The following is a 23494-nucleotide window of genomic DNA, read 5'->3' on the forward strand; positions in this document are numbered from 1 at the left end:
CCCGCCCTCCCGCCTCCCGGTTCACTGTGTTGCATGCTGTGGCATACCCCCATGTTGTCCCGGCGCCGATGTCTTCCTCCAAGTGTGGCAGCAATTCACGCGTGAACCGGGCGGCCGCCTTTTGCAGAAATATCGCGTATTTCTCGCGGTGCGCGCTTTGCAGGAACTTGTTATGGTTCACCACGGCAGTTGAAAATCGAACGATGCCGCAGGCGCCATTGATCTCACGCAAGGCGGCAATCAGTTGTTCTTGCTCGATTGCGTCTTGGCCGCCTTGAGCAGAGACATCGTCGATACGCCGCCCTCCTGGTCCTGCATTGAGATTGGACACGGTTTGCCCACGGGGCGGGCGCCCGCCTGCCTGCGAGCCTCCGGCCGCGCGATCGCTGCGCCAAGGTTCGCCCTCGCCTGCACGCGGTGAACTTTCTTGTCGGCGGAATGCGTCCCGATGCTGCCGATCAGTCTGGTGCACACCAGCTTGCGAACCTCCGGCCGTTCGACCAGGGCGCCAAGTTTCGCCGCGAGCACCTGCTTGCGAACTTCCGGCGGCCTCATTGCCGCGCCAGGGCTCGCCATCGGAACGCGAGAGGCTTTTTTCTGGGGCTGGCGCGTCACCCTCCGGCACCCAGGAAGATGGACGACGACGCCCAACCGCACGCGGCAACGCCCCGGGGATCACAGGGGGGGCAACTGAGGAGCTGGCAGGCCTGTCTCGAACGGCATCATCGGCAAGGGGCAGGCTGCGAACGGAGGACGTCCCTTCATGTTGAGGCTCAGAGCGCATCCGCGCCACGATGGAAGCGAACGATGGGGCGCCTGTTCCAGGAGCAAAACGTGATTCTGGGCGCGTGCTGCTCGATCCCGGCGGGTTGTCGGTTCTCGCATCCCCAATATGCGACGTCCCGACTCGGCCAATGCCCGTCATTATCCACCTCCGATGTCGGCGACAATGCCGCTGCCTGTGTTGTCAAGTCCGACCACCAGCCGGGCGACCTGTGCCGTCACGACCGCCCTGCGGCCTCCGACGCCGGACATGCCCGCTGCTTTCATCGATTGCGAAGGCGTCTGAAGGACACGCCCGTACCATAGACCTCTTGCAAGTCTTGTCGCCCGCCTTGGACGCCCTCGCTCAAGCCGCATAACCAGACCCGCTTGCATCGGCGCACGGCGACGCCAGCGCAGCCTGCGCCGAAGGCACTCCACAATCGGCCCGATGGAGAACACGGCTTGGCGCGCCCGTACTAACTTAAAGACTGAGACGACCACCCAGGCCCCCGAGCAAACCAGCGCGCATCCGATCGTCACTGCTCGCCGGCCTACCCATCGCGCCAGGCCCTCAACACCGAGAGGCAGATCGCGGGGGCAGGATTTGCTGGCTGAATACGCAAGTAAAGGTCCCCGTTCGCGGCATGACAAGATGTCCACCATCGCTGCAAATCAGTCGGTGCCCCTCGGCAGCCCGCGGCGCTCATTCCAAGCCACCACATAGCCTTGGTTGCTGACAAAAACCTGACTTGCTCGCAACGTCCCAAAAGGGAAAACCGGATTGCTTCTCTTCGGCGCTCAAATCACTGTTTAGGAAGTCGGCCGGAATATTGTTGGCGAGTAGCGCCGTCTCGGATTAGTGGCTCGTCTTCAACTACCAGAACCGCTCGATGTCGGAAACGTACGGCGCTGCCCATCCGTAGCAGGCCTATCCGAAAGCCTCGCTCCGGGGCGTGACTCAGGGGTCATGGATAGAATGCATGCCTCAGCCCGGTTCACGACCAGCGTAATTGGTCATGACAGCTTAACCGGCAAATTGATCGGCCCTCGAAAGCCGAAGCCGCGCCACTCCACCACCTGAGGATCCGGCAGCGTCATATTTGGAAAACGCTCGAATAGCATGGGCAGCATGATTGCCCCTACAGTTTGACGCGAGATTTGCGCGCCTGCACAGTGATGCGGCCCCGAGCCGAAGGACTGATGCGAAATCTTTTGGCGGAAGACGTTGAAGCGCTCTCCGTCTTCGAAGAACTCTTCATCGCGATTGGCCGAAGCTTGGATGGTCATCACGGTATCGCCCTTCGAGATAAGAAAACCGCGAATCTCCGTGTCCTCCCGCACGAGGCGGGAACTCGCCTGAATCGGAGCAATCCACCGCACGCCCTCCTCGAAGGCCTGCCCCCAGCATTGCTGCCTCTTGACCTCCTCCAACTGCTCGGGGTTGGTCAGCAATCCGTAGACGATCGTACCGAGAGCGTCGCGGGGCTCGTTAATTCCCCCGCCAATGGCGATCTTGATGTTGGCATACATCTGACTCATGGGTATCGGATCAGGCGCGTTCACCATGATCGCGAATGCCGAGGGGTTCGGTTCCGCCCTGTGCTTTTCGATTAGGTTGTCGAAGAGCCTGTTCATCTCGGCATTGGCTTCGTCAGATCGCTCGAATGGCTCCGGTTGCCATCCAAAATTGCCCGCCCCGTCGATCAGCCGCTGCGACCAGCGTATCATCTCTGCGTCGGATGCTCCGCAAATCCCGAGGATATGAGCGAGAATGCGGGCCGCCACCGGGCCGCAGATCTCTGCAAACAGATCCACTGTGCCGCCGCGCGGAAGGCGATCCAGATACTCGTTCACGATGTTTCGATAGATTGGCGCCCAATGTTCCGCGATAGTCTTGGGGGCGAAAGCCTTCGCCATGGCCATTCTTTCGCGGGCGTGTTCCGCGCCATCCTTTCGCATCAGAGTATGGGCCTGAAAGGCCGGCTTCATCGGTGTGTTGGGATCATCCGAACTGAAGAGCTCGGGCTGGTCCTTCACCATTTTCGTGTCGGACGCCTTAGTGAGAAACGTCCGCTTCACGGAGGCAACGTGCACCACGGGGGTCTGCGCGCGCATCCGGCGATAGATCGGATATGGGTCGAATGTAAGCTCGTCGATCGTGGATACCCGATCTACTGGCACCAGTCGCATGGCGGGACTTCTCCTCTTAGTTCATTTGATATCAGCCGATGTACGCTACATCCACGGCGGTTACCGCGATTGAGCACACCAAGCCGGGGGCCTTCGACCATTAGGGCGATGAAGCCTGATCCTTATCGCCATGGTTCAAACAGGGCTGCGGCTCTCCGGGTATGCCTCTAGTTTCGGGCGGGGAAAGTTCTGTCAGCCGCCCCAACCCATGGCCTCTTCCTCCGATTTGAACGCTCGCGTTAGATCTCGCGTATTTGGACAGCGCCGTCGGCAAACGCGATTTTCAAACCGCCATGCCAGCCGGTGGCCTTATCACCGAAGAACGCTTGCAGATTCGTCACTTTAACCGCTTTCCGGGGATCGACTCCTGCATTCTCTGCGAGGGTGGCCTTGAAGTGTTATTGGCTTTCGCAGACTTCTCTGAACTCAGAAACTCGCTCGCCTGCTCAATCGGCTTCAATTCATCAGCATTTGCTTCAATTCATCAGCCCTTTGGGCAGCACGCTCCTTCACGCGCGCCACGATCGCATCCAAATTCCTTTGTCACTCAGAACCAGGTATTTTTTCGGCCAGTTCAGATTCGCATTCGGCGCCGAGTGCTCTGACGCCAGTGGCAGCCAAACGGATGTCTGCATCAACCTCCTTCAAAGTTTCCCATTTTCTTTCGTACGGAACGGGGCGCTTCGATTCGACAGCTCTTGATCTGTCTGAGGCGCTGTTATCTCGCATGCCGGGTGGAGTATAGGGGGCGGACTGCGCCTCGCATGGACCAATGTGGAAAAGTCCAAGTGTAAGCGTCGGCGACGTGTGCGAGGTGACGGGACGATCGTGGCAGTCACACACTGGCGTGGTGCTGCCCATCCGCGCGCCTTTGAAATTCTGCTCATAGAACTCGACACAATAAAACGGCTGCCCGCTCGTACACTTTTCGCATTTTCCGCAGTAGGCGTACGAAAGGGCTATCCCCAGGTACAAGTCCCGAGACGGCGGATCCTGTCGCTTCGACCACACCCGATCCCTCGTGTCCCAGCACGAGCGGTAACGGGACCCCGTAACCCTGGTCATGCACCACCACGTCAGTATGACAGACACCAGATGCCACGATGCGGACGAGGATCTCGTCAGACCTAGGCTCGGTGATCAGGATTCGCTCAATCTCACGGGGGCCACCCTTATGGCGGGTAATGGCAGCGGTGGCTTGGGTCATACTCTTCTCCCGAATTCCCGGTCAGCGCGTCCGGCTGCCGCAGACAACCTGAGCGATCAACTTGCCCCGGCTCTTGGATGCCGAAGACGGTCAGCACCGCACGCAGAAAGCTGAGCGCAATGACAGCGACGAACGCGCCTGCCACGCCGCCGCGGTCGCCTCCAAGGGTGACGCCGCTAAGGATCGTGGCTGCAAGGGCGTTCATGAATACCCCGAGGCTCGACCATGCCTACCGAGGTCGCCGACACCTGCAGCAGCGCCCCGAGACAGATGAGAACGCAGCAAGAAGATGCGCCGTGAAGACAATCCGGGCATGTGGATACCGGACACCTGTGCTGCGCGGAGGTTATCGCCAGCCGCCCTGAAGTACTTTCCAATGATCAAGTTGCGGAACGCCAGGGCGACGAGGATCAACGCGATGATCCAGATGATGACACCCCAGGACATGCCGATGAAGCGCGCGTGGGTAAGCTCCCGGATCCCGTGCCGGGATCGATCCGGGCGCACGCCCGGCGCTGAAATATTGCATCAGGCCGACCAGGATTGCCACATGCTGAGTGCCGAGATCACCGCTGAGGCCCTGACGTAGGCTATGAGAACGCCGTTGATGAGGCCCACGACGGTGCCGAGGGCCAGTAGCATCAGGACGCGCACGAAGGCGGCATAGCCGTTCAGCTTTCCCGAACTGGCCAGATAAGATGGACATCGCGAACACACCGGCCACCAGACCGAACTCACTGAGTAATCAGCGGTCTGCATTGTTCATACGCCGCCTGCGCCACCGCCACGCCCCGATCCTTCACCAGGCTACCTCACGCTTGAACTCGCGGCTGAACTTCCTTCTGTGCGTTCCACTACCCATTTCGTTGAACAACTTATTTCGGTGTAGCAGGCCAAAGGACGCGCTTTCACCTTCCTCCGGGTCCAAGCAGCTTTCGATATCCCGCTTGCAGGGCAGCTGTGGCGGGGCATGGCGAAAAACCTAACCTTCTGCTTGCAGAGATAGAGCTACGTTATGACTTTCCGGGCTAAGCGTGCAGACAATACGCTGGTCGGGCGCGACGGATCGGAACGAACAGCCACACCCTACAGGTCTGGGCAGGCAAAAAGACGCACGGGAACGCGAGCGGGCTGCGCAAGCGCCGAGCGAACACCGAACACAACACGCGACGGCCTCGCATCATGTAGTGGTCGGACGGAACATGCGTGGCAGGGTTTCGGCCAGGAGTCGCCAGTCCTCGCGCTCGCCCTCGCCTTCACTGCGCTTGCCGAAGACCTGGATGATCATCTTGCCCTCGGAGTCATAGGCTTCGAGCGAGGTGACGTGACCGTCCTTGGTCGGTTTGCGAACGGCCCAGACCTCGCGAATGTGGTGGGTCCCGAGATGCAGGTGGAAGGTCTCGTCGAGCACATTTATGCACGGCCCGATCGGTTTGACCGACTTGATCGGGCCGGAATGGATCTGGACGCATCCACGATTGCCGACTAGGCACATAATCGGCATCTCGTCTTCAGCCACCTGTTGAAACATGGCGCCGATGGCATTCTTATCGAGCGCCCAAGCGTAATCCTCGCCGACCATACGCATCGCCTGACAGCGTCCGAGCTTCAACGTCTTCAACATGTCGAGGAACTGATGCTCATCGTTCAGCCGGCTCCAGCGGTCGCGCAAGTCCTCCCCCCTGGCGGCTTGGTCCGGAACCTCTGGTTCGCCTTCTGCTCGGCTCCCCTTGACCAACATGATTGGCTCCTGGCTCGAGGTTTCGAGTTGCGCCAGCAGCTGCTTATATCGATGGAGGTCTGAGGCGGGCCCGAGATACACTTTGTGCACCGCCTCGCCGGTGGCATCAAAGAATTGCATGCTGCGTCGAATGTCGTCACCATCGCACTCCTCGATGGCAAAGCCGTACGCCCAAGCTCTCGGGAAGATGCGCAGCTCGATGTCGTTACCGAGCACCATGGCATGGTGATTGCCCGTGACGACCTTGTCGTAGACGCCGATCTTTTCATGCACGGCACTTTCATTGCGGGTCTGCGCCATCACCTCGCCGACCGCTTCGAGGCCGATCAGAACAGTGTTTACGCTTGGTGCAATGCGCACCGCGCCGAAGCCACAATGCGCACCGACCAGTTCCGCTTCCGTTATGCCCAATTTGGCGGCGAGATCGTGCGCGCGTATTTTCGGGTTGTCTTGCCGCGCTTGGCGGATTTCGTGCGCCGATCGTCTCTCGCGCTGGTCCATGTCCTGCCTCTGCTTTCACCTGCTTGTTGAGGATCGGCTGTCTGCCCGATGGTCAATCGACAAAGCACGCCGCAATGCTCGATGCCGACCTGGTGCTCGTCAGGAACAGCGTTCTGCAGGGGAGCGTGCACGATCGCCGTCGAAACCGGCCGTGCCGTCTGAGCAGCAAGGAGCGGATTCCATCGGCGCAGAGTGGATCTGACCGACATGACATGTTGCTTTCCTTCCTTCTTTCCATCGATCGCGAGCGCACGCGCGGGATGATCATGGTCTCTGCCGTCCTCGCCGCATCGCCAACTGAGTTTCAAAAGTCATGCCAATCCGGCTGAACCGCGCAGAAATCCTTCTGCACACTCGTCAATGATCTTACCTGCGAGTTCAGCGGCAACCGAGGCCGGACAATCTGTGACGAACTCGACAAACCCGACAGTGCGTGTCGGGTGCACGACGTCTTTCCAGCAACGGCGCACAAGATTGATGGCAGCGTTGGAGAGATGGCGCCGTGCTGAAACGGTTTTTCCTTTTGGCACGGTTCATGCGACGCCATCCACGAAAACGTCACAAGCTGGGGAGAAGTCTCGCCATGATTACGCTCACCGACAATGCTGTTGCCGCCGCCAAGTCCGCTCTTTCCCGCGCCAGCGAGCCGGCGGAGGGCTTTCGCATTATGGTCCAGAGCGGCGGCTGCGCCGGCTTCAAATACTCAATGGGCCTGGAGAGTGTCTCGCGCCAAGGCGATGTGATCACTGAAACAGATGGGGTCAAGCTGTTTGTCGACGCAGACTCCCAACCCTTTGTCGCTGGCACGACCGTGGACTTCGTCGCTGGGCTCGAATCTTCCGGCTTTGTCTTCGACAACCCCAATGCGCGGGAGAGGTGCGGCTGCGGCAAGTCCTTCAGTTAACTGAGATAGTAGCTATGCGGCCTGTCTACCTCGACAACAACGCAACGACACGGGTCGATCCTGAGGTCGTGCAAGCGATGTTGCCGTTCTTCTCGGATGAATTCGGCAACCCTTCTTCGGCGCACGCTTTCGGCGCCTCGGTCGCGGCGGCTATAATGAAGGCGCGGCGGCGGTTGCAAGCGCTGATTGGCGCGCAGTTCGACGATGAGATCACCTTCACCTCGGGTGGAACAGAAAGCGACAACACAGCAATTCTTTCGGCGCTTGAGGTGTTGCCCAACCGAACCGAGATCGTCACGTCGTCGGTCGAGCATCCCGCCGTCCTGTCGTTATGCGCGCATCTTGAGCAGACCCGCCGTGTGAAGGTCCACAGGATCCCGGTGGACCGCTGTGGCCGGCTTGACCTCGATGCCTACAAAGCCGCGCTCACCCCACACGTGGCAATCGTCTCGATAATGTGGGCGAACAATGAGACTGGTATGATCTTCCCCGTGGCCAAGCTTGCGGAGTTGGCCAAGGAAATCGGCGCGCTATTCCATACCGATGCGGTGCAGGCGGTCGGCAAGATTGAGATAGACCTGAAATCGACGGAAATCGACATGCTGTCGCTCTCCGGCCACAAGCTTCATGGTCCCAAAGGGATCGGCGCACTTTGGGTAAAGCGTGGCGTGCACTTCCGCTCGCTGATCAAGGGCGGGCACCAAGAGCACGACCGGCGTGCCGGCACCGAGAACACTCCCGGCATAGTCGGACTCGGTATGGCAGCCGAACTCGCCTTGAAATTCTTGGACGACGCCGCGACGCGGGTAAAATCGCTCCGCGACCGCCTAGAGGACGGGATCCTCCAGCGCATCCCAGACACTTGCGTCACTGGCGATCCGATGGAGCGGTTGCCAAACACAGCGAACATCTCATTTGAAAATACCGAAAGTGATGCAATCCCACATCTGCTCAGCCGCCTGAGCATCGCCTGCTCCTCCGGCTCCGCCTGCACCTCCGGCTCAATGGAACCGAGTCATGTCCTGAGCGCGATGAAGGCGCCACACGCTGCGGTCCGCTTCTCATTCGCGCGCGACAACAACGAAGCAGACGTCGACCGGGTGCTTGAGGTTATGCCGGCGATCGTGGAGAAGCTGCGTGGCTCTCCCAGTTCCGGCCCGCGTGGGCGGAGGCCAGAAGTCGTGCGAGCAGGTCTAACCCTGAGCGGCGGCAGAACAGGACACTATTCATGAGCCGTGACGTCTTCCTCAACGATACGACCTTGCGCGATGGCGAGCAGGCGCCAGGCGTCGCTTTTACGATGGCGGAAAAGCTGGAGCTCGCCCGGTCTCTTGCGGCCGCCGGCGTCCCGGAGATCGAGATCGGCACGCCGATTATGGGCGCCGAGGAGATCGAAACAATTCGCGCCGCGGTCGCGCGGCGTCTCCCGGCTCGGCTCACGGCCTGGTGCCGGATGAAGTCGCAGGACCTCGAGGCAGCGATTGAGAGCGGCGTCGGCGCCGTCAATCTTTCGCTACCCGCCTCGGACATTCAACTTGCGGCCAAGCTCGGCCTCGATGAGGCAGGAGCGCTCCAGGTCATCGAGGATATGGTCCGGCGTGCAGCCGCTGCTGGCTTCTTCGTCGCTGTCGGCTGCGAGGATGCTTCGCGGGCTGATTTGGATCATCTTGGCCGAGTCATTGAAACTGCTGCGCGCGCCGGGGCAAGCCGCGTCAGGCTGGCCGATACGCTGGGAATTCTCGATCCGTTTTCGACTTTCGAACTTGTAGCCCAGCTCATCGCGAAGTCTGAGGTCGACCTCGAATTTCATGCACACAATGATCTTGGTCTTGCTGCCGCCAACACGCTGGCCGCGATCCGCGCAGGCGCGAGCCATGCCTCCGTCACCGTCCTCGGGCTCGGCGAGCGTGCGGGTAATGCCGCGCTGGAAGAGGTGGCAGTCGCGATGGCCGTGATCGACGGCGCGGATACCGGGATCGAACTGACCGCATTGCCCGACCTCGCTGCCAAGGTGGCTTGCGCTGCCCGCCGGCAAACCGCGGCTATGAAGCCGGTCGTCGGGGCCGATGTTTTCACCCACGAATCCGGCACTCACGTCGCGGGATTGCTGAAGGACACGCGCGCCTATCAGGGGCTAGACCCGGCTCTTGTGGGCCGCTGCAATCGTATCGTCATCGGTAAGCATTCCGGCGCCACCGCGATTACCCGAGTGTTGAGCGACAACGGTCGCGATCTCGATCCGGATCTGGCAGCCGCGATGGTAGCCCGCGTCCGCCGCAAGGCGTCCGAGACCAAATCTGCCGTCACTGCAACTCAACTGGTTGAGCTCTACGATAGTCTGCACAGCGAGGCATGTTCAGAGGGATCTGCGGATCCAGTTGTGGGACGAACGCACCACAGTTGCCGACGAAGGGGAATGCAATGAATTGTTCCGCTGACAACCGCTCCATCGATGTTAGCGACATCCTCGCGCGACTGAAAGGCCTGTCGGCCGCGGAGGAGTTCTTCGCAGTCCTTGGGGTCTCTTATGATCCGAAGGTGCTGAATGTCTCCCGGCTTCATATCATGAAACGCGTGGGCCAATACCTTGCGGAAGAAGATCTATCCGATCTGCCTGACCAAGTGATCGCCGCGCGGGTGCGCGCTACACTGCAACGCGCCTACGAGGACTTCGCGAGCTCCTCGCCGCTTACGCACCGGATTTTCAAGGTGCTCAAAGACCACGATCCGAACAAGCCTCCCACGTCGGACCGCACATTCGTCCCGTTCGACTCCGTCCTGAAGCGGTTCGCAGAAGAATGAGCGCGCGAGATGGTTGCAACGCGCCAATGTCGAGAAGCCTACAAATCCTGTCACCACGAAGGCGATCCCGGAAGGAACCAACCGAGTATCCAGGAAAAGGAGCACGAAAAGCGGTTGGTACGAATGTTGCTGCCAAGGATAAACTGCCAGGCTCAGATCCGGACAGAAGCCCCAAGAGACCGCCAATGCACACCGTAGTCTGCATCAAGCAGGTGCCGGACTCGGCACAGATACGCGTCCATCCCGTTACGAACACGATCATGCGCCAGGGCGTACCCACCATCATCAACCCTTACGACCTATTCGCCCTGGAAGAGGCACTCAGACTGCGTGACGATTATGGCGGCGAGGTCACCGTGCTCACCATGGGTCCGCCGATGGCAGAGGACGCGCTGCGCAAGGCGCTCGGTTACGGCGCTGACCGCGCGGTGCTCCTAACCGACCGCTATTTTGCCGGTTCCGACACGCTGGCGACCTCCTTCGCTCTTTCCCAGGCAATCGCGAAGGTTGGCGAGACGTTCGGCGCGCCAGATATCGTCTTCACTGGGAAGCAGACGATCGATGGCGACACAGCCCAGGTGGGGCCGGGCATCGCCAAGCGCCTCGATCTCCTGCAACTCACTTATGTCGCGAAGATTCCCCGCATTGATCTTGCTGCGCGCGACATCCAAGTCGAGCGCCGGTGTGAAGGCGGCACGCAGATGCTGAAGAGCAGGCTCCCTTGTCTCGTCACCATGCTGGAAGGCACCAACGAGATTCGCCGGGGCTCGCTCGAGGATGCCCTGCGCGCCGCGCGCAGCCCGGTTTTGAGATGGAGTGCGGCCGATGCCGGCATTGATGACCTGACCAGATGCGGCCTGCGCGGCTCCCCGACGGTGGTCAAGCGCGTTTTCGCCCCTACTGCTCGGGCGCAAAAAGCGGCACAAATTGACACCGCCGAAAAGCCCTTGCGCGATATAGCAGACGAGCTGATCGCCGCAATCTTGACCCGCCAACCAGCGCTGGAACATGAGCTGGCCTTCAACGGCGGCGCGTGAGGCAAGGAGAGACGATGTCGAGCGCGAACCAAGAAACCCCTCGCCCTACCGCCGGCCGCGCCGGCATAAAGAAGGAACTGCCCGAGCATTTCAAGGATTACCGCCACGTCTGGGTTTTCATCGAGCTCGAACGCGGCCAGGTCCATCCCGTATCGTTCGAACTGCTCGGCGAAGGCCGCAAGCTTGCCGACAAGCTTAATGTGGAGCTTGCGGGAATCGTGCTCGGACCACCGGCCGAGGCCACTCAGTCTGCGGTCGCCGACGCTTTCGCTTATGGCGCCGATCTTGTCTACAACGTCGAGGCGCCGCTGCTCGCCGACTATCGGAACGAGCCTTTCACCAAGGCCATGACGGAGCTCGTAGACACCCACAAACCCGAGATATTGCTTCTCGGGGCGACCACACTTGGCAGGGATCTTGCCGGTTCGGTGGCGACGACATTGCAGACAGGGCTCACGGCCGACTGCACCGAACTCGACGTTGATGCCGACGGTTCGCTCGCCGCGACCCGTCCGACTTTCGGCGGTTCCTTGTTGTGCACCATCTATACGCTCAATTACCGGCCGCAGATGGCGACAGTGCGACCGAGGGTCATGCCGATGCCGCAGCGGTTGAATAAGCCGGTCGGACGCGTCATCCAGCACCAACTGTCGGTAGCCGAAGACGACATCGTCACCAAGATCCTAGGCTTCCTTCCCGATAGTCAGTCGGCAAAGGCAAATCTTGCCTATGCCGACGTTGTTGTTGCGGGAGGCCTCGGTCTAGGCGCGGCGGAGAACCTGCAGCTTGTGAAGGATCTCGCACGGGCAATCGGCGCCGAGCATGGCTGTTCGCGCCCCTTGGTCCAGAAGGGTTGGCTGTCGGCAGATCGGCAGATCGGCCAAACAGGCAAGACCATCCGTCCCAAGCTTTACATAGCGGCTGGAATTTCCGGCGCCATCCAGCACCGGGTTGGCGTCGAAGGGGCGGATCTCATCGTGGCTATCAACACTGACCCGAACGCGCCGATTTTCGATTTCGCCCACGTCGGGATTGTCACCGACGCGATCCGCTTTCTGCCCGCGCTGACAGAGGCCTTCACGCGGCGACTGTCGCCCCACAGTCGCGATAAAATTGCGAACTAGGGAGCTGGACATGACCAGGGAAAAATTCGACGCCATTGTTGTGGGTGCCGGCATGTCCGGAAACGCAGCAGCTCACACCTTGGCAAGCCAAGGCCTGAACGTGCTGCAGTTGGAGCGGGGAGAATATCCGGGCTCCAAGAATGTCCAGGGTGCAATCATGTACGCTAGCATGCTGGAGAAGATCATCCCGGATTTCCGGGATGACGCGCCTCTCGAGCGCCACCTTGTTGAACAGCGGCTGTGGGTGATGGACGACACATCCCACACCGGGATTCACTATCGGTCGGACGATTTTAACGAGGCGAAGCCCAACCGCTATACGATCATCCGCGCCCAATTCGATAAATGGTTTTCGCGTAAAGTGCGGGAGGCCGGTGCGACGGTTCTGTGCGAGACGACCGTGACCGAACTCGTCCGCGATGCCGAAGACAAAGTGGTCGGCGTCCTCACAGACCGGACCGGCGGAGCGATTTTCGCCGACGTTGTCGTCCTCGCAGAAGGCGTGTCCGGACTGCTTGGCACGAGGGCTGGCCTTCGCGAGATGCCGAAGCCGAAATCCGTGGCGCTCGCCGTCAAGGAAATGCATTTCCTGCCCGAAGAGGTCATCGAGCAGCGGTTCGGGCTCAAGGCCGGCGAAGGCTGCGTGATCGAGGCCGTGGGTACGATCTCCCGCAGCATGGCTGGGCTCGGCTTTCTTTACACCAACAAGGAGTCGATCTCACTGGGCATCGGCTGCCTCGTTTCGGATTTCGCTGCGACGATGGAGAGCCCATATGCCCTTCTCGATGCGTTAAAAAACCATCCTTCGATCCGGCCGCTGATCGCCGGCTCGGAGGTGAAAGAATATGCCGCGCATCTCATCCCGGAAGGTGGCTACAAGGCGATTCCGCAGTTGTTTGGCGATGGTTGGGTCGTGGTCGGCGATGCCGCGCAATTGAACAATGCGGTGCACCGCGAGGGTTCGAACCTCGCCATGACCTCAGGCCGTATCGCGGCTGAGGCGATCGTGCACATCAAGAGCCGCAAGCGTCCAATGACCCGACAGAACCTTGTCCTCTACAAGACCATGCTGGACAAGTCCTTCGTGGTCAAAGACCTAAAGAAATATAAGGATATGCCGGCGCTGCTCCACACCAATTCCCGAAATTTCTTCACGACCTACCCGCGGTTGATGTCGCAGGCGGCTCAGAACGTCGTGCGGGTCGACGGCACTCCGAAGATCGACAAGGAAAAGGCGACCACTGCTGCCTTCATCAGGGCGCGTTCGCGCTGGGGGTTGCTGAGTGACGCGGTTCGCTTGGCATTGGCCTGGCGGTAGGAGACACGAGATGACAATCGCACCGGCACGCATTGAGGAGAAACTTTACCAGAACCGCTACCTGGTCGACCCGGGGCGCCCGCATATAAAAGTGCGACCGCACGAGAAGCCAAGCACCAACTTGCTTGCGCTGACCCGCGTCTGCCCGGCCCAATGTTATGAATTGAACGACGAGGGCCAAGTGGAGATCACCGCCGACGGCTGCATGGAGTGCGGCACCTGTCGGCTATTGTGCGAGGCCAGTGGTGAGATCGAGTGGAATTATCCACGCGGCGGCTTCGGTGTTCTCTTCAAGTTTGGATGACCTACGCACCTACGCTTCGTTGCCATGGCCGCAATTTCCGCAATTGCAGCCAGACAATTTGCAATTGAACAGGGGCTCGTCAATACTGAAGACTCACGACTCGGCAGACCAAAAGGCGCTTTGTGAGGAGCACCCATGCAGCCCCTGAGGTGTTTCTATGGCTCAAATAGTGCGGGAACGGGTTAATGAGATTGGGCTTCGCAATAGCCGCTCACCTATCGAAACCCCGCAAGGGATGAACATTTCGCTCAGGGGAATTTATGAGATATCCGAGATCCTGACCGCACCCACGCGGCTGGAGATCACGCTTGCCAACGTCGTCAACATTCTCGGCTCGTTTCTGCAAATGCGTCATGGAGCAGTGATCGTCCTAGACGCGAAAGGAGAGGTGGAGATTGCTGCAACTACCGGCGATAACCTCGCACCTCAATCAGACCATCGGCGCGTCATACCGCAAGCCGTGGTAGACCGAATCCTCGCCACGGGGACGCCGCTCGTCATAGACGACGTCCGCAAGTCCGAATTATTTCCGGGTGACCTTCAAACGGCTTCGAGCGGCGCCACCATGCCGGTCACCTTCATCGGAGTGCCAGTAGAGGCTGACGATGAAATTCTCGGGACATTGTCGATCGACCGTATCGGGGGCGGCGCAGCCGCCGTGCGTTGCGACGAGGACGTACGCTTCCTGATGATGGTCGCCAACCTTGTCGGCCGGACCATCCGTCTCCATCGTATCCTAAGCACAGATCGCCTGCGGCTTATCGAGGAGCAACGGAGACCGGAGAAATCGCTCGACGAGGAGACCCGCCCTGCCCGGCATCGGCATGTCAAAATCGATGGGATCATCGGGGAAAGTCCCGCACTCAAGCAGGTGCTTGAAACCGTCGCAGTCGTAGCAAGGACCAACTCCACCGTGCTTTTGCGCGGTGAAAGCGGCACGGGCAAGGAATTTTTCGCGCAGGCCATCCATAAGCTTTCATCTCGCAGTAAGAAGGCCTTCGTCAAACTGAACTGCGCCGCGCTGCCTGAAAGCGTTTTGGAATCGGAGTTGTTTGGCCATGAAAAGGGCGCCTTCACCGGAGCTGTCTCGCAGCGCGCCGGCCGTTTCGAATTGGCGCATGGCGGAACCCTGTTACTTGATGAAATCGGTGAGATTTCGCCGGCTTTTCAAGCTAAACTGTTGCGCGTCTTGCAGGAAGGCGAGTTGGAGCGCGTCGGCGGCACCAGGACGCTCACGGTCGACGTCCGGCTTATATGCGCCACGAACAAGGACCTTGAGACGGCTGTCGTGAATGGCGAGTTCAGGGCCGACCTTTACTACCGTATCAATGTGGTGCCAATCGTGCTGCCGCCGCTCAGAGAGCGACCAGGCGATATTCCACGCCTTGCGAAGTCCTTCCTCGATCGATTCAATAGGGAGAACGATCGTGAGCTCGCGTTCGCGCCTTCAGGGCTTGACCTGATCTCGCAATGCTACTTCCCCGGCAACGTCCGTGAGCTGGAAAACTGTGTGCGAAGGACGGCCACGCTTGCGCGTTCGAGCACGATCGCCGCTTCGGATTTCGCCTGCCAGAATAGCCAGTGCTTATCTTCGCTACTCTGGAAAGGAGCCCGCCGTCCAACTGGCAGCAATGCCAGCGATGAGTTCGGCCGCAACAGCACGCCGATTGCATCGCCACTGGAGCCCGGGCGCATCTGCGCATCCGAGGGCGAGGTGGTGCCCGTCAATGCCCCCCGTCCAAATGATCCTGCTTGGGGCGAGACAGGCATGCGTGTGACCGATCGCGCCCGGCTGATCGACGCGATGCAGAAGGCCGGCTGGGTTCAGGCCAAAGCTGCTCGCATCCTCGGCCTCACGCCGCGGCAAGTCGGCTATGCCCTGCGTCGGCATAATATCGAGGTGAAGAAGTTCTAAACGCCTTACGATGTCAAAATCTCCTCGCTGTGTGTTGAACCCGCCAGCGCCGTCTCAAAGGCATCATCCAAAGTCGCAAGCCCGACAAAACTTGTGGCGTAGCGAACAGACGTAATCGCACATGAAATCCGACATGTTGAACTAAAAACAGCCTTTTCGAGCTGGCACAACATTTGCGAACTGAACTGCGACGTCCACCCACGAACGGAGCCGTTCAATGTCCATACCGGCGATTTCGCTTGAGAGTTTGGTCAGTACCAAATCCCTCGACCAGTCGTTGGCGACCGCGAAATCCGCCGGCTGCACATCTTCATGCTGCGGCTCGTCCGAAAAACCGACCGAGATGGACCCCACCGTCTGGCAGAAGATCAATGACCATCCATGCTATTCCGAAGAGGCGCACCATTATTTCGCGCGCATGCATGTAGCGGTCGCGCCAGCCTGCAACATCCAGTGCAACTACTGCAATCGCAAATATGACTGCGCCAATGAAAGCCGGCCCGGAGTGGTATCGGAAAAGCTCGCCCCAGACCAGGCGCTACGCAAGGTTATCGCCGTCGCCAATGAAGTGCCCCAACTTTCCGTGCTCGGCATCGCTGGACCGGGCGACGCCTGTTACGACTGGCAGAAGACTAAGGCGACACTAGAACGTGTCGCCAGGGAAATCCGCGACATCAAGCTGTGCATCTCCACCAACGGACTCGCGCTACCGGATCGTGTTGCCGAGCTTGCTGACATGAATGTCGATCACGTGACAATCACCGTCAACATGGTCGACCCCGCAATCGGGGCAAAGATCTATCCCTGGATCTTTTACAACCATCGCCGCCACGCCGGCATCGACGCTGCCAGGATCCTGCACGAGCGGCAGATGCTGGGCCTGGAGATGCTGACCGCGCGTGGCATCCTCACCAAGATCAATTCGGTGATGATCCCGGGCGTCAACGACAACCACCTGATCGAGGTCAATAAATGGGTCAAGGAGCGCGGAGCGTTCCTGCACAATGTCATGCCGCTGATTTCCGACCCGGCGCACGGTACGCATTTCGGCCTGACGGGGCAGCGCGGCCCGACGGCCTTGGAACTGAAGACGCTCCAGGATCGCCTCGAAGGTGGCGCCAAATTGATGCGACATTGCCGCCAGTGCCGGGCCGACGCTGTCGGCCTGCTTGGCGAGGATCGTGGCCAGGAGTTCACGATCGACCAGATTCCGCACGGCATCACCTACGACGCCAGCAAACGCACGTCCTATCGGGAGGTGGTTGCGAGCGAGCGCGGCGATCACGTTGCGGCCAAGAGCCAGGCGGTCGCGACCGTCAAGGCAGCAGGTTCCGGCAAATCGCTCCTAATCGCAGTGGCGACCAAGGGCGGCGGCCGGATCAACGACCATTTCGGCCATTCGAAGGAATTTCAGGTTTATGAGGCCTCTCCGAGGGGGATCAGCTTCATCGGGCATCGCAAGGTCGAGCAGTATTGCCTCGGCGGCCGAGCCGCTGACGGCGCCCTCGACGGCGTCATAGCTGCCCTCAAGGGCGTCGACATAGTGCTGTGTGCCAAAATCGGAGATTGCCCCAAGGATCAGCTCGCTGGAGCTGGAATCCGGGCAATGGACGTTTATGGCTACGACTATATCGAAACCGCCATCGGCTCGCTTTACGTCGCCGAGTTTGGGAGCGAACCAATGGCGGCGACGGCCTGATCGTCTCGTCCTAACCGAATCAGGAGTTGATAAATGGCCTTCAAGATCGTTGCCTCCCAATGCACGCAATGCGGTGCTTGCGAGTTCGAATGCCCCTCGAGCGCAATCAAGTTCAAGGGCGAGAACTACGTGATCGATCCGGAGCAGTGCACTGAATGCAAAGAGGCCTTCGATACGCAGCAATGCGCCTCCGTATGTCCGGTGCCGAAGACCTGCGTTCCCGCCTGAGCTGCATCCTTTGCTGACAAACTGGAGCCGCGGGAAAGGAAGGAAGCCGGATGGGCCTCGGACGCGAACAGGAGGTTGAGATCCGCAAGCCTCCACGATTTGTGCCGGGCGAGCGGGTCCGCGCCACACGACACGTAAAGAACGACGGTACCTATCCCGGTAGCGAGATAGGCGCAAACCTCGTGCGGAAGGGCGATGAAGGCTATGTTCGCGACATCGGCACTTTTCTCCAACAGTTCTACATCTATGCGGTCGAGTGGCTCGATCGCGGCACCGTCGTTGGCATGCGCGCCCATGAACTGATCAGCCTTGACAAATCCGGAGAACCTTGCAGTGCCGAAATCGCCTGTGGTCACTAACAATGGAACAGCCCAATGAAGCTAATGATCCGCAGGACCGATGCCGGCCTATCGGCCTATGTGCCGAAGAAGGATCTCGAAGAGCCGATCATCAGCGTAGAGCATGAAGAGCTATGGGGAGGGTCCATAACGCTCAGGAACGGCTGGCGGCTCGTCCTGCCCGACCTGCCGCGAGATACACCTTTGCCGATCACCGTCGAGGCTAGGAAGATTTCCGACGAAGAGTGACGCCAACAGGTCGGCAATCTGAGAGCGTCAATGGGAAACGAGCATGGAAACCATCCTGGCCTTGCGCCACCTCATGATCAATCGGGACAGTCATGCCGCAAAGCAGCTTGCACTGCTGAAGAAAGCACTTTGCGCCGATGAGATCATCCCATACCTCGGTCCGGACCTGCCTCGGCTTAGGCACGGGGATCCACCGGTACCGCTCACGCCGCAAGCCGTCGCCTCGGCACTCAACGCGCGGGCGCCAGCTCCTTCGAAGATTCGTGCCAATATGTGGTCGGTCGCTCAATTCATCGAACAGCGTCGGCATCGGCGGACGCTCCAGGCCTGGATGGCCGAGATATTCGCGGGGCCGGTGGCGCCGACCGTCTTTCATGCCTGGCTCGCGACCCTTCCGCTCTCCCTGATCGTCGATAGCTGGTACGACGGCGCCATGCGCGCTGCCCTGGTAGCGACCGGGCGAACTGATGTCGTGGAGGTTCAAGGCGTACCGCGCGCGGACGCAATTGGCGACATCTGGACGAGAACCTACCATTTGTCTGGAATGGAACTCCAATCAGACTCGACGGCAGCGACGGTCCTCTATACGCCGCACGGCAGCATCAAGCCGGCGGCAAACTTCCTCATCGCAGATTCGGATTACGTCGAAGCCCTAACCGAAATCGATATCCAGACGCCTATCCCTCAAGCCGTGAAAGAACGGCGCACCAAGCGCGGTTTCTTTTTCTTCGGCTGTCGGTTCGACGATCAGATGCTGCGCATATACGCCCGGCAGGTGATCAAGCGCTCAAGCGGCCCACACTTTGCGGTTATCGATTCGGCAACGTTGACTAAGAACGAGCGCCGCTTCCTTGCAGCAAACGCAATTACGGTCATAGACATGCCCGCATGCGAAGCCGCAGCTCAACTGGTAGGGACAGGTATCTAGCCGATGGTGGCCAGCTTTGCACATCAGCGGCATTTGGCGGGGGAGTCGTTCGGCTCAAGGCCCTCCAAACGGCACAAGGCCGCTGGGCTGCCCCCTCCAACAGTAAGGCTATTCGTGGCGTGACGAAGCCCGGAAATTGGGTGGCGATCGGAGAAGTGGCCGGTTCAGTCCGGGGCTGGAGCACGATCGCGCGCATTACCCGGATGAATTTGCGGCACCCGTGGCAGGTCACCGGAGCGATCGGCTCGACGCTCGTTGCGGCATCGCTCCAATTGCTGATCCCCGTGCTCCTCGGTAAGGCCATCGACCAGACCCAGACAGCCGTCGGCGGCGGACTAAGCGGAGCGGCCGCGCAAGAGGCGCTGCAGAACTCGGCCCTCCTGCTGCTCACCGTTAGCATGCTGCGCGGCCTGTTCACGCTGGCTCAGAACTATCTTGCCGAAGCGGTCGGACATCACGTCGCGTATGCACTGCGGGTCGCTGTTTATGACAAGATCCAGCGGCTCAGCTTTTCTTTTTATGACCAGGCGCATTCAGCCGATCTGATCACTATCGGCATGCTCGACCTGGAAGGCGTGCGTATGTACTTCGCTGCCTCTCTGGTTCGTGCGGTCCTGCTCGTCATGCTGATCGGGATTGGTGCCCACATATTGATTTCCACCAACGTGTTTCTTGGTCTTCTCGCGCTGAGCTTCGTGCCCTTTGTCGCGTGGCGCTCATCAATCACCCAGCTCAAGCTGCGTGCCACCTGGCTTGATCTGCAGGAGCGGCTTTCCGTCCTCAGCCGCGTGATGGAAGAAAATCTCGTCGGCATCCGGGTTGTCCGCGCGTTTGCAGCGCAGGCTTACGAGATGCTGAAGTTCGACCGCGCCTCTAAGAATGCGCTTAGTCTCATCCTCGAACGGGTCGAGATTTACGTGCGCAACATTTCCGCGATGAATTTCTCGTTCTTTCTCGCCATGGGACTGGTCCTGTGGATCGGCGGCAACAAAGTTGCCGCAGGCGAAATCAGCGTGGGCAAACTTGCTACGTTCCTTTCATTTATGACGATCCTCCAGATGCCGGTTCGCCAGATAGGCGTGATAGTCGATGGCTTCGCCCGGGCCTCAACATGCGGTTCGCGCCTCTTCGGCTTACTCGACCTGGACATTGCGATCAAAGACGCATCAGACGCCGAACCGCTCGAAATCAGCGAGGGCACCTTGCGCTTCGACCATGTTTCATTCGCCTATCCGGCCGCCAAGGAACGCCCAATCCTGAAGAATATCAGTTTTGAAGCCCGCAAGAGCGAGACGGTTGCAATTGTCGGCCCGCCCGGCTCCGGCAAATCGACGGTGGCTCATCTGATCCCTCGTTTTTACGACGTCACCGGCGGTGCCATCACGCTTGACGGCCAGGATATCCGCGACGTCACCCTGGCCACGCTCCGCAGAGCCGTCGCGGTCGTGCAGCAGGATGCATTCGTTTTCACCACGACGATCGAAAACAATATCGCCTATGGCGATCCCTGGGCCAACGCACAGCGGATCGAGCGCGCGAGCGAGTCGGCTCAGCTTCACGACTATATTCTCCGGCTGCCGGCCGGCTATAAGACGGTCGTGCGAGAGCGCGGCGTATCCCTGTCGGGCGGACAGCGTCAGCGCCTGGCGATCGCCCGCACGATGATGCTGCGCCCCTCGGTCATTGTCTTCGACGACTCGACTGCCGCGATCGATGCAGCCACCGAACAGCGCATTCGCTCCGCCATGCGACTCTTTGCCAAGGATCGCGTGACCATCATCATCGGCCACCGCCTGAGTTCGCTCATGCATGCCGACGCAATCCTGTTGATCGAGAACGGCGAGATTGTCGAGCGCGGCACTCATGAAGATCTTCTGGCGAAAGGCGGACGCTACAAGGCTCTTTACGACCTCCAAGTGCGCGCATTTGATGACATGCTGCCCGACCAGAAGGGGGCGAGCTGATGCTCCAGGCCGGCGAAGTCGAGGCGGAACGCAACGATGCTCGAGACGACGACCGGCGCCCGCCGCATGCCGTCGTCGGCTCGCACCGCTTCGAAGAAGAGATGTTCGGATCGGCGTTTGACAAGAATATTGTCCGGCGCATTTGGGCGTTCGTCAGGCCCTACCGCGCCAAATTGATCATCTCGGTTGCCGCGATGTTGATCCTCACCGGTTCACAGCTTCTCATCCCCCTCATCATCCGCTTTGCGATCGACCATGGAATGCAGCCGGGAAGTGGCGATCGCTCAGCTCTGCTTGCGGCCGCCGGCGCTTTCCTTTTCACGATCTCAGTCAATTTTGCTGCCAGCTACACGCAGGAGATCATGGTCTACAAAACGGCGGAGAAGGCTCTGTCCGATATTCGCCGCGCCACGTTTGGTCATCTGCAAGACGTAGCGCTTTCCTTCATGGACAAGACAGAGGTGGGACGGCTGATGTCGCGCCTGCAGGGCGACGTCAATTCCATGCGGGAATTCTTCGAAACCGCAGTGTTTTCGTTGGGCGACATCGCCCTTCTCTTTGGCATCGTCTTCATCATGCTGTGGCTTGATGTTCGCTTGGGGCTCCTTACGTTCTCGGTATTGCCTGTTCTCTTCGTGGTGCGCCTCTTGTGGCTGCCGCGCGCGCGCGATGCCTTCATGGCCGCGAACGAGGCCAATTCGATTTCCAATGGCGCGCTGGCTGAAGCCATTCATGGCGTACGGGCAGTGCAGTCCATGGATCGGCAGCAGGTCAATTCGATGCTTTATGATGATAAAGCGCGCGCCAATCTCAAGACACATCTGACCGCTGCCAAGTACGCACAGATCATGGTGCCGATCGTCGATGGCCTGACGGGCGTTGCCGTAGCTGTCGTCATCGTTGTCGGCGGTTCAATGGTGATGAACGACCGCATCGATGTGGGTGTGATAGTCGCTTTCCTCTTCTACATTCAGCGCTTCTTCGATCCGATCCGCTCGCTCACCTTGCAATATTCGATCATGCAACGGGCGATGGCGTCGGGAAAGCGTCTGATCGAGGTTCTTGATATCAAGATCGAGGTCCAGGACAAACCGAATGCCAGGGTGCTTTCAGCCGACATGGACGGCTCGATCGAGTTCAGGAACGTTACTTTCGGCTATGATCCCGAGCATCCGGTGTTGAACAACGTGTCGTTCCGGGCCGATCCCGGCGAAACCGTCGCCTTGGTCGGGCCGACGGGTTCAGGTAAATCGAGTGCAATGGCCCTCGTCCACCGCTTCTATGATGTCCAGAAGGGCCAGGTGCTGGTCGGCGGCTACGATGTGCGAGATGTCACCCAGAAATCTCTTGGCCGTCAAGTTGCCATGGTGCTACAGGAGCCGTTCCTTTTTACCGGCACGGTCTTTGAGAATATCCGCTACCACCAGGCTGAAGCCACGCGGGAAGAGGTTATCGAGGCCGCCATGGCCGTTGGCGCGCACAGCTTTATCGTGCGCCTTCCTGGTGGATACGACGCCGCTCTAGGTGAGCGTGGCGGCAATCTCTCGCTGGGCCAGCGCCAGCTTATCAGCTTTGCACGTGCGCTTGTCGCAGACGCCAAGATCCTGGTACTCGACGAAGCGACCGCGAATATCGACAGCTACACGGAAATGCAGATCCAGAAGGCACTCGTCACGCTTCTCGAAGGCCGAACTGGCCTCGTTATCGCCCATCGTCTTGCCACAGTGCGGGGCGCCGACCGTATTGTCGTTCTCCAGAACGGCAAGGTCGCCGAAAGCGGAAAACACGACGAGTTGATCAAAATGGGCGGTGTCTATTCCAAACTTTACAGGCTCAACCACGCCTCGTTCGACACCCCCGATGAACAACTCGATACCTCCGAACCAGCGGGCTACAGATCTGAGGCGCGAAACTCCGAGGAGCCACCGCAATGGTGCAGGCGCATTGCCGAGCGGCGATAGCCGGCGCGTCGCCCGCTTGCGGAAGCAAATCGAGCGCCTGCGCAATACCGAGATCGCCACCACCCATGACGAGCATTTGATTGCTACACGGTGCCGGCGTGGCCGACCGTTCTCGCGGCCGAAGACAAGCCCGAAACAAACCGAAGCCGCCGTGGCGGACGCCATCGTAGCGCTGAGCAGGCAACGCTTGAACGGCAAGCACGTCGCCAGCGAAACCGGTGTATCCGAGGCAACCGTGAGTCTGGTGCTGGCACGCGTTGGCCTGTCGTGCCTCAAGGACCAGAAACCTTAGCCGGTGCGCCGCTAGGGGGCGAGCACC

At 59.8% G+C, this 23494-nt stretch carries 25 protein-coding genes; 19 read left to right on the forward strand and 6 right to left on the reverse strand.

Annotated features, from left to right (window positions below; translation table 11 throughout):
- Positions 1 to 331, reverse strand: a 331-nt coding sequence (locus tag AC04SH_RS29635) for a hypothetical protein (protein ID WP_488577671.1), incomplete at its 3' end; no start/stop codon positions are given.
- A gap of 1448 nt (positions 332 to 1779) precedes the next feature.
- On the reverse strand, positions 1780 to 2955 hold the full coding sequence (locus AC04SH_RS29640; RefSeq protein ID WP_488481330.1) for a cytochrome P450: 1176 nt from the start codon (positions 2953 to 2955) through the stop codon (positions 1780 to 1782).
- A gap of 254 nt (positions 2956 to 3209) precedes the next feature.
- Here AC04SH_RS29640 and AC04SH_RS29645 point away from each other — a divergent pair, with 254 nt between their 5' ends.
- Positions 3210 to 3560 (forward strand): hypothetical protein, encoded by a 351-nt coding sequence (locus AC04SH_RS29645; RefSeq protein WP_488481331.1) that lies wholly within the window; start codon positions 3210 to 3212, stop codon positions 3558 to 3560.
- A gap of 278 nt (positions 3561 to 3838) precedes the next feature.
- On the opposite strand, the gene AC04SH_RS29650 is transcribed toward AC04SH_RS29645, so the two are convergent.
- The 4 genes from AC04SH_RS29650 to AC04SH_RS29665 form a co-directional block, all read right to left on the reverse strand.
- On the reverse strand, positions 3839 to 4162 hold the full coding sequence (locus AC04SH_RS29650) for an alcohol dehydrogenase catalytic domain-containing protein (RefSeq protein WP_488481332.1): 324 nt from the start codon (positions 4160 to 4162) through the stop codon (positions 3839 to 3841).
- On the reverse strand, positions 4128 to 4367 hold the full coding sequence (locus AC04SH_RS29655) for a hypothetical protein (protein WP_488481333.1): 240 nt from the start codon (positions 4365 to 4367) through the stop codon (positions 4128 to 4130). The genes AC04SH_RS29650 and AC04SH_RS29655 overlap by 35 nt, the downstream gene beginning before the upstream one ends.
- 323 nt (positions 4368 to 4690) lie before the next feature.
- Entirely contained in the window at positions 4691 to 4921 is a 231-nt protein-coding gene (locus AC04SH_RS29660) for a hypothetical protein (protein WP_488577672.1), read from the reverse strand.
- Between the two features lie 421 nt (positions 4922 to 5342).
- Positions 5343 to 6404 (reverse strand): hemin-degrading factor, encoded by a 1062-nt coding sequence (locus tag AC04SH_RS29665; protein WP_488481335.1) that lies wholly within the window; start codon positions 6402 to 6404, stop codon positions 5343 to 5345.
- A gap of 74 nt (positions 6405 to 6478) precedes the next feature.
- On the opposite strand from AC04SH_RS29665, the gene AC04SH_RS29670 reads away from it, so the two are divergent.
- From AC04SH_RS29670 to AC04SH_RS29755, 18 genes are all read left to right on the forward strand, one after another.
- Positions 6479 to 6733 carry a hypothetical protein gene (locus tag AC04SH_RS29670; protein ID WP_488481336.1) on the forward strand — a complete coding sequence of 85 codons (255 nt, stop codon included), beginning with the start codon at positions 6479 to 6481 and terminating at the stop codon, positions 6731 to 6733.
- 254 nt (positions 6734 to 6987) lie between these two features.
- Complete coding sequence (locus AC04SH_RS29675; RefSeq protein ID WP_488481337.1) at positions 6988 to 7308, forward strand: HesB/IscA family protein; 321 nt, start codon at positions 6988 to 6990, stop codon at positions 7306 to 7308.
- 14 nt (positions 7309 to 7322) lie between these two features.
- Positions 7323 to 8540, forward strand: coding sequence for a cysteine desulfurase NifS (gene nifS / locus AC04SH_RS29680; RefSeq protein ID WP_488481338.1), 1218 nt, complete (start codon positions 7323 to 7325; stop codon positions 8538 to 8540).
- Entirely contained in the window at positions 8537 to 9733 is a 1197-nt protein-coding gene (gene nifV, locus AC04SH_RS29685) for a homocitrate synthase (protein ID WP_488481339.1), read from the forward strand. The genes nifS and nifV overlap by 4 nt, the downstream gene beginning before the upstream one ends.
- Entirely contained in the window at positions 9730 to 10110 is a 381-nt protein-coding gene (gene nifW / locus AC04SH_RS29690; protein WP_488481340.1) for a nitrogenase stabilizing/protective protein NifW, read from the forward strand. The genes nifV and nifW overlap by 4 nt, the downstream gene beginning before the upstream one ends.
- 185 nt (positions 10111 to 10295) lie before the next feature.
- Positions 10296 to 11147, forward strand: coding sequence for an electron transfer flavoprotein subunit beta/FixA family protein (locus AC04SH_RS29695; RefSeq protein WP_488481341.1), 852 nt, complete (start codon positions 10296 to 10298; stop codon positions 11145 to 11147).
- A gap of 14 nt (positions 11148 to 11161) precedes the next feature.
- On the forward strand, positions 11162 to 12271 hold the full coding sequence (locus AC04SH_RS29700) for an electron transfer flavoprotein subunit alpha/FixB family protein (RefSeq protein ID WP_488481342.1): 1110 nt from the start codon (positions 11162 to 11164) through the stop codon (positions 12269 to 12271).
- A 10-nt stretch (positions 12272 to 12281) separates the two neighbouring features.
- On the forward strand, positions 12282 to 13589 hold the full coding sequence (locus tag AC04SH_RS29705; RefSeq protein WP_488481343.1) for an FAD-binding protein: 1308 nt from the start codon (positions 12282 to 12284) through the stop codon (positions 13587 to 13589).
- Between the two features lie 10 nt (positions 13590 to 13599).
- Positions 13600 to 13893, forward strand: a complete 294-nt coding sequence (locus AC04SH_RS29710) for a ferredoxin family protein (protein WP_488481344.1) — start codon at positions 13600 to 13602, stop codon at positions 13891 to 13893.
- A 157-nt stretch (positions 13894 to 14050) separates the two neighbouring features.
- A complete protein-coding gene (gene nifA / locus AC04SH_RS29715) occupies positions 14051 to 15808 on the forward strand; it encodes a nif-specific transcriptional activator NifA (RefSeq protein WP_488481345.1) in 1758 nt (585 codons plus the stop codon).
- A gap of 217 nt (positions 15809 to 16025) precedes the next feature.
- Entirely contained in the window at positions 16026 to 17507 is a 1482-nt protein-coding gene (gene nifB, locus AC04SH_RS29720) for a nitrogenase cofactor biosynthesis protein NifB (RefSeq protein WP_488481346.1), read from the forward strand.
- 33 nt (positions 17508 to 17540) lie between these two features.
- Positions 17541 to 17735, forward strand: coding sequence for a 4Fe-4S dicluster domain-containing protein (locus AC04SH_RS29725; protein ID WP_488481347.1), 195 nt, complete (start codon positions 17541 to 17543; stop codon positions 17733 to 17735).
- A 50-nt stretch (positions 17736 to 17785) separates the two neighbouring features.
- Positions 17786 to 18094 (forward strand): nitrogen fixation protein NifZ, encoded by a 309-nt coding sequence (locus tag AC04SH_RS29730; protein ID WP_488481348.1) that lies wholly within the window; start codon positions 17786 to 17788, stop codon positions 18092 to 18094.
- A gap of 15 nt (positions 18095 to 18109) precedes the next feature.
- Positions 18110 to 18322 carry a putative nitrogen fixation protein NifT gene (gene nifT / locus AC04SH_RS29735; RefSeq protein ID WP_488481349.1) on the forward strand — a complete coding sequence of 71 codons (213 nt, stop codon included), beginning with the start codon at positions 18110 to 18112 and terminating at the stop codon, positions 18320 to 18322.
- Between the two features lie 43 nt (positions 18323 to 18365).
- Entirely contained in the window at positions 18366 to 19250 is an 885-nt protein-coding gene (locus AC04SH_RS29740; RefSeq protein ID WP_488481350.1) for an SIR2 family protein, read from the forward strand.
- 203 nt (positions 19251 to 19453) lie between these two features.
- The gene (locus AC04SH_RS29745) at positions 19454 to 21214 is read left to right on the forward strand and encodes an ABC transporter ATP-binding protein (RefSeq protein ID WP_488481378.1); all 1761 of its coding nucleotides are present in this window, start codon (positions 19454 to 19456) and stop codon (positions 21212 to 21214) included.
- Positions 21214 to 23175, forward strand: a complete 1962-nt coding sequence (locus AC04SH_RS29750) for an ABC transporter ATP-binding protein (protein WP_488481351.1) — start codon at positions 21214 to 21216, stop codon at positions 23173 to 23175. Before AC04SH_RS29745 ends, AC04SH_RS29750 begins: the two co-directional genes overlap by 1 nt.
- Complete coding sequence (locus tag AC04SH_RS29755) at positions 23159 to 23467, forward strand: hypothetical protein (RefSeq protein WP_488481352.1); 309 nt, start codon at positions 23159 to 23161, stop codon at positions 23465 to 23467. Before AC04SH_RS29750 ends, AC04SH_RS29755 begins: the two co-directional genes overlap by 17 nt.
- The last annotated feature ends 27 nt before the right edge of the window (positions 23468 to 23494 follow it).

Source organism: Mesorhizobium sp. CNPSo 4688, assembly GCF_057784295.1.